Origin of the sequence: Pseudomonas sp. 86_A (assembly GCF_017491705.1) — a bacterium.
Taxonomy (GTDB): domain Bacteria; phylum Pseudomonadota; class Gammaproteobacteria; order Pseudomonadales; family Pseudomonadaceae; genus Aquipseudomonas; species Aquipseudomonas koreensis.
This window is the reverse complement of the sequence record NZ_JAFGYS010000016.1, coordinates 92,272-107,140: the sequence shown is the minus strand read 5'-3', so window position 1 is coordinate 107,140 and position 14,869 is coordinate 92,272. Positions and strand designations below refer to the sequence as shown.

Below are 14,869 nucleotides of genomic sequence, written 5' to 3'. Positions count from 1 at the left end.
GTTGGCGCTCACTTCGGCTGAACCGTGGATGGGGAACCATGAACACTTCTATCAGTACCGCCTACAACTACAAGGTGGTCCGCCAATTCGCCATTATGACGGTGGTGTGGGGCATCGTCGGCATGGGCCTCGGGGTTTTTCTCGCGGCCCAATTGGTCTGGCCTGAACTCAACTTCAATTTGCCCTGGACCAGTTTCGGCCGTCTGCGCCCGCTGCACACCAACGCGGTGATCTTCGCGTTCGGTGGCTGTGCGCTGTTCGCCAGTTCGTTCTACTCGGTGCAACGCACCTGCCAGACGCAATTGTTTGCACCGAAAATCGCCGCGTTCTGCTTCTGGGGCTGGCAACTGGTGATCCTGCTGGCAGCCATCAGCCTGCCACTGGGTTACACCAGTTCCAAGGAATACGCCGAGCTGGAATGGCCGATCGACATCCTGATCACCATCGTCTGGGTCGCCTACGCCATCGTGTTCTTCGGCACGATCATGCAACGCAAGACCAAGCACATTTATGTGGGCAACTGGTTCTTCGGCGCGTTCATCATCACCGTGGCGATCCTGCACATCGTCAACAACCTTGAGTTGCCGGTGAGCCTGACCAAGTCCTACTCGGTGTACGCCGGTGCGACCGACGCGATGGTGCAATGGTGGTACGGCCACAACGCCGTGGGCTTCTTCCTCACCGCCGGCTTCCTCGGGATGATGTATTACTTCGTGCCAAAACAGGCCGAACGTCCGGTGTATTCGTATCGCCTGTCGATCGTGCACTTCTGGGCGCTGATCACCCTGTACATCTGGGCCGGTCCGCACCACCTGCACTACACCGCGCTGCCGGACTGGGCACAGTCGCTGGGCATGGTGATGTCGCTGATTCTGCTGGCACCGAGCTGGGGCGGCATGATCAACGGCATGATGACCCTCTCGGGCGCCTGGCATAAGTTGCGCAGTGACCCGATCCTGCGCTTCCTCGTGGTCTCGCTGGCGTTCTACGGCATGTCGACCTTCGAAGGTCCGATGATGGCGATCAAAACGGTCAACGCCCTCTCCCACTACACCGACTGGACCATCGGCCACGTCCACGCCGGCGCGCTGGGTTGGGTGGCGATGATTTCCATCGGCGCGCTGTACCACATGATCCCGAAAGTCTTCGGCAAGGAGCAGATGCACAGCGTCGGCCTGATCAACGCGCATTTCTGGCTCGCGACCATCGGCACCGTGCTCTACATCGCGTCGATGTGGGTCAACGGCATCGCTCAAGGCCTGATGTGGCGCGCGGTGAACGAGGACGGCACGCTGACCTACTCCTTCGTCGAAACCCTGGTGGCCAGCCACCCAGGCTTCGTCGTGCGGCTGGTGGGTGGGGCGATCTTCCTCAGCGGCATGTTCCTGATGGCTTACAACACCTGGCGCACCGTGCGGGCCTCGCAGCCTGCTGACGTCGTTGCTGCCGCGCAGATGGCCTGAGGAGTCCGCCATGAAACACGAAACGATTGAAAAGAACGTCGGCCTGCTGATGCTGCTCATGGTGTTCGCCGTGAGCATCGGCGGCCTGACCCAGATCGTCCCGCTGTTCTTCCAGGACGTCACCAACAAACCGGTGGAAGGCATGAAGCCCTACACCGCGCTGCAACTGGAAGGCCGCGACATCTACATCCGCGAGGGCTGCGTCGGTTGCCACTCGCAGATGATCCGGCCGTTCCGCGCCGAAACCGAACGCTACGGGCACTACTCGGTGGCCGGTGAAAGCGTGTGGGATCACCCGTTCCTGTGGGGCTCCAAGCGTACCGGTCCGGACCTGGCCCGGGTTGGTGCGCGTTACTCGGATGACTGGCACCGCGCGCATTTGTACAACCCGCGCAACGTCGTGCCGGAATCGAAAATGCCGGCCTACCCGTGGCTGGTCACGCAAGCGGTCGACAGCAGCCACACCGAAACCAAGCTCAAGACCATGCGCACCCTCGGCGTGCCGTACACCGACGACGACATCAGCGGCGCGGTCGCCAGCCTCAAGGGCAAGACCGAAATGGACGCCCTCGTCTCCTACCTGCAAGTGCTTGGCACTGCGATCAAGAGCAAGAGGTGAGCCATGGTCATTGAAATGAGTGCAGGCCTGATTCGCGGCCTCGGCACGGTGGTGGTGTTCGTCGCCTTCGTCGGTTTGACGCTTTGGGTGTTCAACCGCAAGCGCACGCCGGAATTCGCCGAAGCGCGCCTGTTGCCGTTTGCCGACGAGCCGCAACCCGACACTACCCAAGCATCTGAACCAAGGAGTACCCGGCCATGACCACCTTCTGGAGTACGTGGATCTGCGTACTGACCATCGGCAGCCTGATCGGCCTGACCTGGCTGCTGATCGGCACGCGTCGGGGCGAGACCAAGGGCAGCGTCGACCAGACCATGGGCCACAGCTTCGACGGCATCGAGGAGTACGACAACCCGCTGCCGCAATGGTGGTTCATGTTGTTCGCCGGCACGCTGGTGTTCTCGGTGGGCTATCTGATCCTGTATCCGGGCCTGGGCAACTGGAAAGGTGTCTTGCCCGGCTACGAGGATGGCTGGACCGGCGTCCACGAGTGGGAAAAGGAGATGAACAAGGCTGACGCCAAATTCGGGCCGATCTTCGCCAAGTTCGCCGCCATGCCGGTGGAAGAAGTGGCGAAGGATCCGCAGGCACTGAAAATGGGTGGCCGACTGTTCGCCTCCAACTGCTCGGTGTGCCACGGCTCCGACGCCAAGGGCGCGTTCGGTTTCCCTAACCTGGCCGACAGCGACTGGCGCTGGGGCGGCGACGCCGACACCATCAAGACCACCATCATGGGTGGGCGGATGGCGGCGATGCCGGCCTGGGGCGAAGTGCTCGGTGAAGCCGGGGTGAAGAACGTCGCGGCGTATGTGCGTCACGAACTGGCCGGCCTGCCGCTGCCCGCCGACAGCAAGGCGGACCTGCAAGCCGGACAGCAAGCGTTCAGCACCACGTGCGTAGCCTGTCATGGGGCAAACGGCCACGGCACTGAAGCCATGGGTGCGCCGAATCTGACGCACCCGGCCGGATTTATCTATGGCACCAGCCTGACGCAGCTTGAACAGACCATCCGCCATGGCCGCCAAGGCCATATGCCGGCGCAGAGCGAACTGCTGGGCAACGATAAAGTGCAATTGCTGGCAGCCTATGTGTACAGCCTGTCGCACGGATTGAATACAGAAAAACTGATTACTGAAGACAATAAACAGTAAACATTGCCTACACCTTTGCCGCACCGTTCTCGGTGCGGCAGCATCCAGCCCCTTTGCGACGCATTGTCGCACCCCTTCGCACCCTCTCCTTTCGAATCCCCCGATTCGGGTCTACGCTTGCTCGATGCGGACTGGCTCGTGCCGGTTCCAGGTCGACCTTGAGCGATGTGTTCGACAAATCGCCTGACTGACAGGGCGCAAAGCCCGGTGGATACCGGCTATCGCGCCAATGACCGTCCGTCACCCGATCACTGCGTTCGAACATACCCAGTTACAACTGACCTGAACCCCTCGCTTTTTTCGTCCGCTGCGACATTTTGTCCGAGGCCAATTTTGTCCTTACGCGGCGTATGGAAAGGCCGCAGAATCAGCGTTGGAAAGCATTGACCCAGGTCATGGCGCGTTGCAATGACCCCCTGCTCTCTGCATACTTGCGGCCGATTTTAATCCTAATAAAACACCTAAACCGTGGAACCTTAGAATGAGCACAGCAATCAGTCCGACTGCTTATAACTATAAGGTAGTCCGCCAGTTCGCCATCATGACGGTGGTCTGGGGGATCCTTGGCATGGGGCTCGGTGTCTTCATCGCCTCGCAACTGGTCTGGCCGGAGTTGAACTTCGGTCTGCCGTGGACGAGCTTTGGACGCCTGCGCCCGTTGCACACAAACCTGGTGATTTTCGCCTTCGGTGGTTGTGCACTGTTTGCCACTTCCTACTATGTCGTGCAGCGAACCTGCCAGACGCGACTGATCTCCGACAGCCTCGCCGCCTTCACCTTCTGGGGCTGGCAAGCCGTCATCGTCGGCGCAATCATCACCTTGCCGCTGGGTTACACCACCACCAAGGAATACGCCGAACTGGAATGGCCGCTCGCCATTCTGCTGGCCATTGTCTGGATCTCCTACGGGCTGGTGTTCTTCGGCACCATCACCAAGCGCAAGACCAAGCACATCTACGTCGGTAACTGGTTCTACGGCGCGTTCATCGTCGTGACCGCGATGCTGCACATCGTCAACCACGCATCCTTGCCGGTCAGCTTCTTCAAGTCCTACTCCGCCTACTCGGGCGCGACCGACGCGATGATCCAGTGGTGGTACGGCCACAACGCCGTGGGCTTCTTCCTCACCACCGGCTTCCTCGGGATGATGTACTACTTCGTGCCGAAACAGGCCGAACGTCCGATCTATTCCTATCGCCTGTCGATCGTGCACTTCTGGGCGCTGATCACCCTGTACATCTGGGCCGGCCCGCACCACCTGCACTACACCGCTCTGCCGGACTGGGCGCAATCGCTGGGCATGGCGATGTCGATCATCCTCCTGGCGCCGAGCTGGGGCGGCATGATCAACGGCATGATGACCCTCTCGGGCGCCTGGCATAAGCTGCGTACCGACCCGATCCTGCGCTTCCTCGTGGTCTCCCTGGCGTTCTACGGCATGTCGACCTTCGAAGGTCCGATGATGGCGATCAAGACCGTCAACTCGCTCTCGCACTACACCGACTGGACCATCGGCCACGTACACGCCGGCGCATTGGGCTGGGTGGCGATGATCTCGATCGGCGCGATCTACCACATGATCCCGAAACTGTTCGGTCGTGCGCAGATGCACAGCACCGGCCTGATCAACGCGCACTTCTGGCTCGCGACCATCGGTACCGTGCTGTACATCGCCTCGATGTGGGTCAACGGCATCACCCAGGGCCTGATGTGGCGTGCAATCAACGATGACGGCACCCTCACCTACTCGTTCGTCGAAGCGCTGCAGGCCAGCCACCCGGGCTACATCGTCCGTGCCCTGGGCGGTGCATTCTTCGCCAGCGGCATGCTGTTGATGGCTTACAACGTCTGGCGCACCGTGCGCGCCTCGAACCCGGCTGAAGCCGAAGCCGCCGCCCAGATCGCTGTCGTTGGAGCTCACTGATGAAGCATGAAGCTGTCGAGAAGAACATTGGCCTGCTGGCCTTCTTCATGGTCATTGCCGTCAGCGTTGGCGGCCTGACCCAGATCGTTCCGCTGTTTTTCCAGGACGTCACCAACAAGCCGGTCGAAGGCATGAAGCCGCGCTCGGCGCTGGAACTGGAAGGCCGCGACGTTTACATCGCCAACGGTTGTGTCGGCTGCCACTCGCAGATGATCCGCCCGTTCCGCGCCGAAACCGAACGCTACGGCCACTACTCGGTGGCTGGTGAAAGCGTCTGGGACCACCCGTTCCTGTGGGGTTCCAAACGTACCGGTCCGGACCTGGCCCGGGTTGGCGGTCGTTACTCCGATGACTGGCACCGTGCGCACTTGTACAACCCGCGCAACGTCGTGCCCGAGTCGAAAATGCCGGCTTACCCGTTCCTCGTGGAAAACAAGCTCGACGGCAAAGACACGGCCAAGAAGATGGAAGTGTTGCGCACGCTCGGCGTCCCTTACACCGACGAAGACATCGCCGGTGCCAAAGATGCCGTGAAGGGCAAAACCGAAATGGACGCGCTGGTGGCCTATCTGCAAGGCCTGGGCACCATCATCAAAAGCAAACGGTGATTCTTAATGGATATCGGGATGATTCGTGGCCTGGGCACCGTCGTTGTGATGGTGGCCTTCATCGGTCTGGCGCTGTGGGTGTTCAGCCCCAAGCGCAAGTCGGAGTTCGAAGACGCGACCTTGCTGCCTTTTGCGGATGATCCCGAAGCCATCAAGCACGTCGAGCAAGCTTCTAGGAGTAACAAAGAATGACTACATTCTGGAGTCTGTACGTCACAGTCCTCAGTCTCGGTACGATCTTCGCCCTGACCTGGCTGCTGCTGTCGACCCGCAAGGGCCAGCGCAGCGAACAGACGGACGAAACGGTCGGCCACTCCTTCGACGGGATCGAGGAGTACGACAACCCACTGCCGAAATGGTGGTTCATGCTGTTCGTCGGCACCATCGTGTTCGCCTTGGGCTACCTGGTGCTGTACCCGGGCCTGGGCAACTGGAAAGGTCTGCTGCCGGGCTACAACTACCTCGATAACGACAAGCAGACCGCGTTCGCCAACGGCAAGACCGGCTGGACCGGCGTGCACGAATGGGAAAAGGAAATGGCCCGCTCGGACGCCAAGTTCGGGCCGATCTTTGCCAAGTTCGCGGCGATGCCAATCGAAGAAGTCGCCAAGGATCCGCAAGCACTGAAGATGGGGGGCCGCCTGTTCGCCTCCAACTGCTCGGTGTGCCACGGTTCCGACGCCAAGGGCGCCTACGGTTTCCCGAACCTGACCGACGCCGACTGGCGCTGGGGCGGCGAACCGGAAACCATTAAGACCACCATCATGGGCGGTCGTCACGCGGTGATGCCGGCCTGGGCCGAAGTGATCGGCGAGCAAGGCGTAGCCGATGTGGCGGCCTTCGTGGTCACCCAGCTTGATGGCCGCAAATTGCCGGAAGGCACCAAGGCTGATCCGGCCAACGGCCAGAAACTGTTCGCCGCCAACTGCGTGGCCTGCCACGGTCCGGAAGGCAAAGGCACCCCGGCGATGGGCGCACCCAACCTGACCCACCCGGCGGCGTTCATCTACGGTTCGAGCTTCGCGCAACTGCAGCAGACCATCCGTTACGGCCGTCAGGGCCAGATGCCTGCGCAGGAACAACTGCAAGGCAACGACAAGGTGCACCTGCTGGCGGCTTACGTGTACAGCCTGTCCCACGGAGACAAACCCGCGGAAGCCGAGGCCCAGTAAAGCCCTCGCCTGACGCAGGAAAAAAGCCCCCGCCAGTGACCTGACGGGGGCTTTTTTATGGACGATTGGCCCAGATCGTTTTCACCGGCACCGTGGCAACCGGCGTACGTTTGCGCCACTCGTTAGCCTCGACCAGACTCACCTCCAGTTGCTTGCGGTCCCTGGAAAAACTGGCGGTCAGGTAGGTCTGCTGGGAAGCCGCGCCGCTCAGGAACATCGGCACGCTCCCCACATTCGTCTTGCTGCCCCCCTCGGCGTGGAAATGGCCAGCAAAAATCGCTGTCACCTGATACTTCTCAATCATTTCGCGAAAGCGCTTTTCCTGATCCCAACTGCCTGCCCAGTCATAGGGTTTGTGCATATTGATAATGATCGCGTAGCCCTGCGCCCGCGCAAGTAACAAATCTTTCTCCAGCCAGTCCAGCGACTGCCTGATATCGAAGGAAGTCGGATTCAAGGCGTGGGAGATTTTCACCTGATAGGTGGGCTCATTGTTCAGCTGCACCAGATGAATGTCACCGATATTCTTTGAATAGGCAAGACTGCCAAGATAGTGCTTGTTCAAGAAGCTGCCGGTGACTTCAACATCGAACTTATCGACTTTATCAACGTGATGATCACGGTAATCGACAATACTGCCCGCCGCACAACTTTCACTGAAACAGTCATTCACGTTGTTCTGATAATCATGATTACCCAACCCGTAGAGATAGTGATCACCAAAGTGTTTCTTCAGCATCGTCCGGACAAACGAACGCTGCCAGCCATGGCCAAACGCGGTCATGTCGCCATTGATCATCAGCGGCACGGCGGCCTGCCCGCCCATTTCGTTGCGGAACTGAGCAATGCTCGCGAATTGGCTTTCCACCAGCCATTTCGAGCGCTTTTCGAAGTCCGCGCTCGATTCATCTTCGCCACTGTCGGATTTCTCGGTCCACGGGTATTGCGGGTCCGAGGCAAATACCATGTGCTGCGGCACACCTTCAATGGCCCAGGCAAAAGAGCTCAGCGATAACAGGCACAGACAAGCGAAAAGCTTTTTAACTTCCTTGATCATCATAACAATCCATTATTTAGTTAATTATCAACACATGAACATGCAACTCATACGCTGCAGAACAGCCAGCAAGTTATTCGAAAACAAGGAAAACTTAAAACCAGATAATTAACTAATAATATTTCCATAACATGGACAACGGTATTGAAATTAATACTTTGAGACACATGCCTGATGGACTCGATTCAGCCGGCTCTGTAGGGTCTTCCACACCCCGATGACCCGCATCGGAGCCACTTCAAGGATGAAGCCGCTATGTTGAATGACGACAAAACCCGTCTTCCGGTGGAGCACGACCTCACCGAAGCCGATGACGCAAACCCATCATCGAAAGCCCCCGGGGACTCCGCTGTCCTGGCAACGCGCAAACGCCTGCAACCCGACGCCAAAGGCAGTACAAAACCCCACCGAAATACCGGCAGCCTCGATAGCCTGGGCGGCGGCAGACTTCCCTGAGCTTGAAGACCGTTCCGAATAAACCCGAGCCGGCCTGCGCCCTCAGCGAGGTCGGCTCGCCTGGTGCCAGCCATGAACCGACCAGCGGACGGCTGGGTCCTGTCTTCCTCGATTGCCGCACCAAAGGCGAAGTAGTAACGTTGCTACATCTGTATTGCGAGAGGTCAACCATGATGGCAATCACCACCATCTCCAGCCGTGAATTCAATCAGGACACCAGCAGCGCCAAAAAGGCTGCGCGCCTGGGTCCAGTGATCATCACAGACCGTGGCAAGGCCTCTCACGTACTGTTGAGCATTGAGGAGTATCAGAAACTGAGCGGTGCAACCGCCAGCATCGTCGATTTGCTGGTCATGCCGGAAACTGCCGACATCGAATTCGAAACCGAGCGAGCAGTCATCATTCACCGTCCCGTGGATCTGTCCTGATGTATTTACTCGACACCAATGTGATCTCCGAACTTCGCAAGCCGCAAGCCGATGCCAATGTCGTCAGTTGGGCCAAAGGCGTCATCGCGCCGCGCTTGTACATCTCGGCCATTACCTTGAAAGAACTGGAAACCGGAGTGCTGCGAATGGAACGGCGGGATCCTGCTCAAGGAAAGCTGTTGCGCCGCTGGCTGACGCGTCACGTCATGCCGGCCTTCGAAACACGAATCCTGCCGGTCGATGCCGCGGTGGCCCTGCGCTGCGCCAGCCTGCATGTGCCTGACCAGGCCAATGAAAGCGATGCGTTGATCGCCGCCACGGCCTTGGTACACGGGCTCACGGTGGTCACCCGCAATGTCGGTGACTTCCAGTCGAGCGGCGTCGCCCTGATCAACCCGTGGGAACATTGAACGAGCGACCGCGCCAAAACTGTCCATACTCAACAAGTCAATTGATCTGCATCAGGCTTTGCTGCATTCGCTACACCAATAATGCTTTTTCCCCAACGCGACCAAAGGTCGCACCCTTGAGTCAGAGCGACAGGCGTATCATTGCGCCACTGCACCACCTCTTTCTGACCGCGGTCGGCACGTATCGACCGAGGCATTTTTCCACTGCCGTGGGATGCAATGATGAGCAACCAGATTCCGGTACACGACGTCACACCACCGAGCAAAAACGCGAACAACAGCGTCGATCTTTACGCCTCTCGAGAAAAAATCTACACCCGTGCTTTCACCGGTCTGTTCCGTAATCTGCGGATGCTCGGCGGCGCCGCGCTGTTCCTGTTGTATTTCGGTACGGTCTGGCTCAACTGGGGCGGCCATCAGGCCGTGTGGTGGAACTTGCCGGAGCGCAAGTTCTTCATCTTTGGCGCCACGTTCTGGCCGCAAGACTTCATTCTGCTGTCCGGCCTGCTGATCATTGCCGCGTTCGGCCTGTTCTTCATCACTGTTTACGCGGGTCGCGTGTGGTGCGGCTACACCTGTCCGCAAAGTGTGTGGACGTGGATTTTCATGTGGTGCGAAAAGGTCACCGAAGGCGATCGCAACCAGCGCATCAAGCTCGACAAGGCGCCAATGAGCGGCAACAAGTTGCTGCGCAAAGCCGCCAAGCATGCGCTGTGGCTGCTGATCGGTTTCGTCACCGGCATGACCTTTGTCGGCTACTTCTCGCCAATCCGCGAACTGGTGTTCGAGTTCTTCACCGGTCAGGCCGATGGCTGGTCGTACTTCTGGGTCGGTTTCTTCACCCTCGCCACCTACGGCAACGCCGGCTGGCTGCGCGAACAGGTGTGCATCTACATGTGCCCGTATGCTCGCTTCCAGAGCGTGATGTTCGACAAGGACACCCTGATCGTTTCCTACGACCCGCGTCGCGGTGAAAGCCGTGGCCCGCGCAAGAAAGGCGTTGACTACAAGGCCATGGGCCTGGGCGATTGCATCGATTGCACCATGTGCGTCCAGGTCTGCCCGACCGGCATCGACATCCGCGACGGCCTGCAGATCGAGTGCATCGGCTGCGCCGCGTGCATCGATGCCTGCGATGCGATCATGGACAAGATGGATTACCCGCGCGGGCTGATCAGCTACACCACCGAACACAACCTGTCGGGCCAGAAAACCCATAAACTGCGGCCGCGCCTGATCGGCTATGCCGTGGTGCTGCTGGCGATGATCAGCTTGCTGGTCACCGCGTTCTTCATGCGCTCGCTGGTCGGTTTCGACGTCAGCAAGGACCGCGTGCTGTACCGCGAGAACGCCGAGGGCCGGATCGAAAACGTCTACAGCCTGAAGATCATGAACAAGGATCAGCGCGACCACACTTATGTGCTGGAAGCTGCCGGTTTGCCGGACCTGCGTCTGCAGGGCAAACGCGAGATCAAGGTCCCGGCCGGTGAGATCTTCAGCATGCCGGTGGAGTTGTCGAGCGCACCGGAACAATTGCCGTCGAGCACCAACGAGGTGAAATTCATCCTCAAGGATGCCGACAACGACAGCGTCCACGTTGAAGCCAAGAGCCGATTCATCGGCCCACAAACCCGTTGAGAGAACTGAACATGCCCGCCGCAAACGCCGCAAGCCCTTGGTACAAGCACCTTTGGCCATGGATCATCATCGGGATTCTGGCCTGCTCGGTGACCCTGACCCTGTCGATGGTGACCATTGCGGTGAACAACCCGGACAACCTGGTCAACGACAACTACTACGAGGCCGGCAAGGGCATCAACCGCTCACTGGATCGCGAACTGCTGGCGCAGGAACTGAAGATGCGCGCCAACGTGCATCTGGACGACGTGACCGGCGAAGTCGACCTGCGACTGAGCGGCGACAGCCAGCCGAAAACCCTGGAACTGAACCTGATCTCGCCGACCCAGCCGGAGAAGGATCGCAAGATCGTCCTGACCCGCAGCGAAACCGAAACCGGTCGCTACATCGGCCAATTGGGCGACAAGGTCGAAGGCCGGCGTTTTGTCGAGCTGCTGGGCAGCCAGGATGACCACGTGTGGCGCATGTTCGAAGAGGAACAGGTCAGCCATGACAAGGATCTGCTGCTCGGTGATGAGCCGCTGCAGGGCGCCGAAGACCTGGATAAATAACAATCTGCACGGTGGCGAGGGAGCTTGCTCCCGTTGGGGTGCGAAGCGCCCCTGTAACCAGCTTCCCGGTTCATTCAGGCAGAATGAATGGCTGCCCTACGACTGCTTCGCAGCCTAGAGGGAGCAAGCTCCCTCGCCACACTAGATTTGCATGGCATCACAAATGACCACCCCACTCCCCTGCTACCACTGCGCCCTGCCCGTTCCGTCGGGCAGCCGCTTCACCGCCGTCGTGCTCGGGGAGTCCCGCGAGTTCTGCTGCCCCGGCTGTCAGGCCGTGGCCGAAGCCATCGTTGCCGGTGGCCTGGAAAGTTACTACCAGCACCGCAGCGAAGCCTCGGCCAACCCCGAAGCGCTGCCGGTGCAACTGACCGATGAACTGGCGCTGTACGACCGCGCCGACGTGCAACAACCTTTCGTCCGGCACGAAGGCGAACTTGCCGAAACCACCCTGTTGATGGAAGGCATCAGTTGCGCCGCCTGCGGCTGGCTGATCGAGAAGCACCTGCGCACCTTGCCGGCAGTCGCCGAAGCGCGCCTGAATCTGTCCAACCATCGACTGCACGTGCGCTGGGCCGATGCGCAATTGCCGCTGAGCCAGATCCTCGCCGAACTGCGCCACATCGGTTACGCCGCCCACCCGTATCAGGCCGACCGCGCCAGCGAGCAACTGGCCAGCGAGAACCGTCTGGCCCTGCGCCAACTCGGCGTCGCCGGGTTGCTGTGGTTCCAGGCAATGATGGCGACCATGGCGACCTGGCCGGAATTCAACATCGACCTCAGCCCCGAGCTGCACACGATCCTGCGCTGGGTCGCGCTGTTCCTGACCACGCCGATCGTGTTCTACAGCTGCGCGCCGTTCTTCAAAGGCGCGATGCGCGACTTGCGCACCCGCCACCTGACCATGGACGTCTCGGTGTCGCTGGCCATTGGCAGCGCTTACATTGCCGGGATCTGGACCTCGATCACCGGGGTCGGCGAGCTGTATTTCGACGCGGTCGGCATGTTTGCGCTGTTCCTGCTCGCCGGGCGATATCTGGAGCGCCGCGCCCGCGAACGCACTGCCGCCGCGACGGCGCAACTGGTCAATCTGCTACCGGCCTCGTGCCTGCGCCTCGACGCCGACGGCCAGAGCGAACGCATTCTGCTCACTGAGTTGCGCCTCGGCGACCGGGTGCTGGTGCAGCCGGGTTCGATCCTGCCGGCGGATGGCAAGATCCTCGACGGCCAGTCGAGCATCGACGAATCGCTGCTGACGGGCGAATACCTGCCGCAACCGCGCATGAGCGGTGACGCCGTGACCGCTGGCACATTGAATGTCGAAGGCGCACTGACCGTCGAAGTGCTGGCGCTGGGTCAGGACACGCGGCTGTCGGCCATCGTCCGCCTGCTCGATCGCGCCCAGGCGGAGAAACCCCGGCTGGCGGAAATCGCCGACCGGGCGGCGCAATGGTTTCTGCTGCTGTCGCTGATTGCCGCGGCGGCCATCGGCCTGTTGTGGTGGGAGCTGGATTCGTCGCGGGCGTTCTGGATCGTCCTGGCGATGCTGGTCGCGACCTGCCCTTGCGCGCTGTCGCTGGCAACTCCAACGGCGTTGACCGCCGCCACCGGCACCTTGCACAAACTTGGCCTGCTGCTGACCCGCGGCCATGTGCTGGAAGGCCTGAACCAGATCGACACGGTGATTTTCGACAAGACCGGCACCCTCACCGAAGGGCGGCTGGTGCTGCGTTCGATTCGCCCGCTGGCGACGCTGAACAGCGATCAATGCCTGAGCCTCGCCGCTGCCCTGGAAAACCGCTCGGAACACCCGATTGCCCGTGCCTTCGGCCGTGCACCACTGGCCGCCGAAGACGTCCACAGCACGCCGGGACTCGGCCTCGAAGGCCTGGTCGATTCGCAGCGCTTGCGCATCGGTCAGGCAGCCTTCGTCTGCGACCTCAGCGGCACACCTGTGCCGACGATGCCGAATGAAGCGGGGCAATGGCTGCTGCTCGGCAGCGATCAAGGCCCGCTGGCGTGGTTCGCTCTCGACGACCGCCTGCGCGACGATGCGCCCGCGCTGCTTGCCGCGTGCAAGGCCCGGGGCTGGCGCACCTTGCTGCTGTCCGGCGACAGCTCGCCGATGGTCGCCAGCGTCGCCGCCGAACTGGGCATCGACGAGGCCCGTGGCGGCTTGCGCCCGGATGACAAGTTGCAGGTGCTGCAGCAACTGCATCAGCAAGGACGCAAAGTGTTGATGCTCGGTGACGGCGTCAACGATGTACCGGTGCTGGCCGCCGCCGACATCAGCGTCGCCATGGGGTCGGCCACCGATCTGGCGAAGACCAGTGCCGATGCAGTGCTGCTGTCGAACCGCCTCGACGCGCTGGTGCAGGCGTTCACGCTGGCGCGGCGCACCCGCCGGGTAATCATCGAGAACCTGCTGTGGGCGGCGCTGTACAATGGCCTCATGTTGCCGTTCGCCGCCCTCGGCTGGATCACCCCGGTGTGGGCCGCGGTCGGCATGTCGATCAGTTCGTTGACCGTGGTGCTCAATGCCCTGCGCCTGACTCGCCTGCCGAGTGCGCCGGTCGCCGCCCCCCGCTCAGAAACCCGCCCGTTGCCGGCTTGAACCGCGCGGGCCTGGAGTACCGATGCCAGCTCTTTACGTGATGATCCCCGCGGCCCTGCTGATCGTGGCCATCGCCGTGTACATCTTCTTCTGGGCGGTGGACAGCGGTCAGTACGACGACCTCGATGGCCCGGCCCACAGCATCCTGTTCGATGATCAGGACCCGAACCACACCGCCGCCGTGGACGAAGCCAAGTCCGACAAACCGCAGGACAAGGCGCCCCCCCATGCTTGAGCTGGCTCCCCTGCTGGTTTCAGCGCTGATCCTCGGCCTGCTCGGCGGCGGTCACTGCCTGGGGATGTGCGGCGGCCTGATGGGCGCGCTGACCCTGGCGATCCCCAAGGAACAGCGCAGTCGGCGCTTTCGCCTGCTGCTGGCGTACAACCTCGGACGCATCCTCAGTTACGCCACGGCCGGCCTGCTGATCGGCCTGGCCGGCTGGGCGGTGGCGAACAGTCCGGCGGCGATGTTCATGCGCATCCTCGCCGGGTTGCTGCTGATCGCCATGGGCCTGTATCTGGCCGGCTGGTGGAGCGGGCTGACCCGCATCGAAAGCCTGGGACGCGGCGTGTGGCGCTACATTCAGCCGCTGGCCAACCGCTTGCTCCCAGTGTCGACACTGCCCCGTGCGTTGCTGCTCGGCGCGCTGTGGGGCTGGCTGCCGTGCGGACTGGTTTACAGCACGCTGCTGTGGTCGGCGAGTCAGGGCAATGCGCTGGACAGCGCGTTGTTGATGCTCGCTTTCGGCCTCGGGACATGGCCGGTGCTGCTCGCCAC

Annotated in this window: 17 protein-coding genes; 16 read left to right on the top strand and 1 reads right to left on the bottom strand. The window is 61.0% G+C overall.

Going from position 1 to position 14,869, the window contains the following annotated elements:
- Positions 1-38 precede the first annotated feature (38 nt).
- From ccoN (J5M57_RS23565) to ccoP (J5M57_RS23530), 8 genes are all read left to right on the top strand, one after another.
- Complete coding sequence (gene ccoN, locus J5M57_RS23565; protein WP_083366458.1) at positions 39-1,463, top strand: cytochrome-c oxidase, cbb3-type subunit I; 1,425 nt, start codon at positions 39-41, stop codon at positions 1,461-1,463.
- A gap of 10 nt (positions 1,464-1,473) precedes the next feature.
- Positions 1,474-2,082 (top strand): cytochrome-c oxidase, cbb3-type subunit II, encoded by a 609-nt coding sequence (gene ccoO / locus J5M57_RS23560; protein ID WP_003223389.1) that lies wholly within the window; start codon positions 1,474-1,476, stop codon positions 2,080-2,082.
- 3 nt (positions 2,083-2,085) lie between these two features.
- Positions 2,086-2,283 (top strand): CcoQ/FixQ family Cbb3-type cytochrome c oxidase assembly chaperone, encoded by a 198-nt coding sequence (locus J5M57_RS23555; protein WP_207849574.1) that lies wholly within the window; start codon positions 2,086-2,088, stop codon positions 2,281-2,283.
- Positions 2,280-3,233 carry a cytochrome-c oxidase, cbb3-type subunit III gene (gene ccoP / locus J5M57_RS23550; protein WP_207849573.1) on the top strand — a complete coding sequence of 318 codons (954 nt, stop codon included), beginning with the start codon at positions 2,280-2,282 and terminating at the stop codon, positions 3,231-3,233. The genes J5M57_RS23555 and ccoP (J5M57_RS23550) overlap by 4 nt, the downstream gene beginning before the upstream one ends.
- A 481-nt stretch (positions 3,234-3,714) precedes the next feature.
- Positions 3,715-5,157, top strand: coding sequence for a cytochrome-c oxidase, cbb3-type subunit I (gene ccoN / locus J5M57_RS23545; protein ID WP_064586799.1), 1,443 nt, complete (start codon positions 3,715-3,717; stop codon positions 5,155-5,157).
- A complete protein-coding gene (ccoO, locus tag J5M57_RS23540) occupies positions 5,157-5,765 on the top strand; it encodes a cytochrome-c oxidase, cbb3-type subunit II (protein ID WP_064116879.1) in 609 nt (202 codons plus the stop codon). Before ccoN (J5M57_RS23545) ends, ccoO (J5M57_RS23540) begins: the two co-directional genes overlap by 1 nt.
- A 6-nt stretch (positions 5,766-5,771) precedes the next feature.
- Complete coding sequence (locus J5M57_RS23535) at positions 5,772-5,957, top strand: CcoQ/FixQ family Cbb3-type cytochrome c oxidase assembly chaperone (protein ID WP_003175465.1); 186 nt, start codon at positions 5,772-5,774, stop codon at positions 5,955-5,957.
- Positions 5,954-6,937 carry a cytochrome-c oxidase, cbb3-type subunit III gene (gene ccoP, locus J5M57_RS23530; protein WP_064586798.1) on the top strand — a complete coding sequence of 328 codons (984 nt, stop codon included), beginning with the start codon at positions 5,954-5,956 and terminating at the stop codon, positions 6,935-6,937. Before J5M57_RS23535 ends, ccoP (J5M57_RS23530) begins: the two co-directional genes overlap by 4 nt.
- Before the next feature lie 55 nt (positions 6,938-6,992).
- On the opposite strand, the gene J5M57_RS23525 is transcribed toward ccoP (J5M57_RS23530), so the two are convergent.
- Positions 6,993-7,997, bottom strand: coding sequence for a metallophosphoesterase (locus J5M57_RS23525; RefSeq protein ID WP_169840762.1), 1,005 nt, complete (start codon positions 7,995-7,997; stop codon positions 6,993-6,995).
- 252 nt (positions 7,998-8,249) lie between these two features.
- Here J5M57_RS23525 and J5M57_RS23520 point away from each other — a divergent pair, with 252 nt between their 5' ends.
- From J5M57_RS23520 to J5M57_RS23485, 8 genes are all read left to right on the top strand, one after another.
- Positions 8,250-8,450 carry a hypothetical protein gene (locus tag J5M57_RS23520; protein ID WP_169840763.1) on the top strand — a complete coding sequence of 67 codons (201 nt, stop codon included), beginning with the start codon at positions 8,250-8,252 and terminating at the stop codon, positions 8,448-8,450.
- Positions 8,451-8,623: 173 nt separating this feature from the next.
- Complete coding sequence (locus J5M57_RS23515; protein WP_064589972.1) at positions 8,624-8,878, top strand: type II toxin-antitoxin system Phd/YefM family antitoxin; 255 nt, start codon at positions 8,624-8,626, stop codon at positions 8,876-8,878.
- Complete coding sequence (locus J5M57_RS23510; protein ID WP_083366462.1) at positions 8,878-9,288, top strand: type II toxin-antitoxin system VapC family toxin; 411 nt, start codon at positions 8,878-8,880, stop codon at positions 9,286-9,288. The genes J5M57_RS23515 and J5M57_RS23510 overlap by 1 nt, the downstream gene beginning before the upstream one ends.
- A 222-nt stretch (positions 9,289-9,510) precedes the next feature.
- Positions 9,511-10,926: a cytochrome c oxidase accessory protein CcoG gene (gene ccoG / locus J5M57_RS23505; protein ID WP_207849572.1), complete on the top strand. Its 1,416-nt coding sequence runs from the start codon at positions 9,511-9,513 to the stop codon at positions 10,924-10,926.
- Positions 10,927-10,937: 11 nt separating this feature from the next.
- Positions 10,938-11,477 (top strand): FixH family protein, encoded by a 540-nt coding sequence (locus tag J5M57_RS23500; protein WP_064586793.1) that lies wholly within the window; start codon positions 10,938-10,940, stop codon positions 11,475-11,477.
- Between the two features lie 163 nt (positions 11,478-11,640).
- Positions 11,641-14,091, top strand: coding sequence for a heavy metal translocating P-type ATPase (locus J5M57_RS23495; RefSeq protein WP_207849571.1), 2,451 nt, complete (start codon positions 11,641-11,643; stop codon positions 14,089-14,091).
- Positions 14,092-14,113: 22 nt separating this feature from the next.
- Complete coding sequence (ccoS, locus tag J5M57_RS23490; protein ID WP_025110359.1) at positions 14,114-14,326, top strand: cbb3-type cytochrome oxidase assembly protein CcoS; 213 nt, start codon at positions 14,114-14,116, stop codon at positions 14,324-14,326.
- A partial coding sequence (locus tag J5M57_RS23485) for a sulfite exporter TauE/SafE family protein (RefSeq protein WP_207872009.1) occupies positions 14,319-14,869 on the top strand: 551 nt, incomplete at its 3' end. The genes ccoS and J5M57_RS23485, both read left to right, overlap by 8 nt.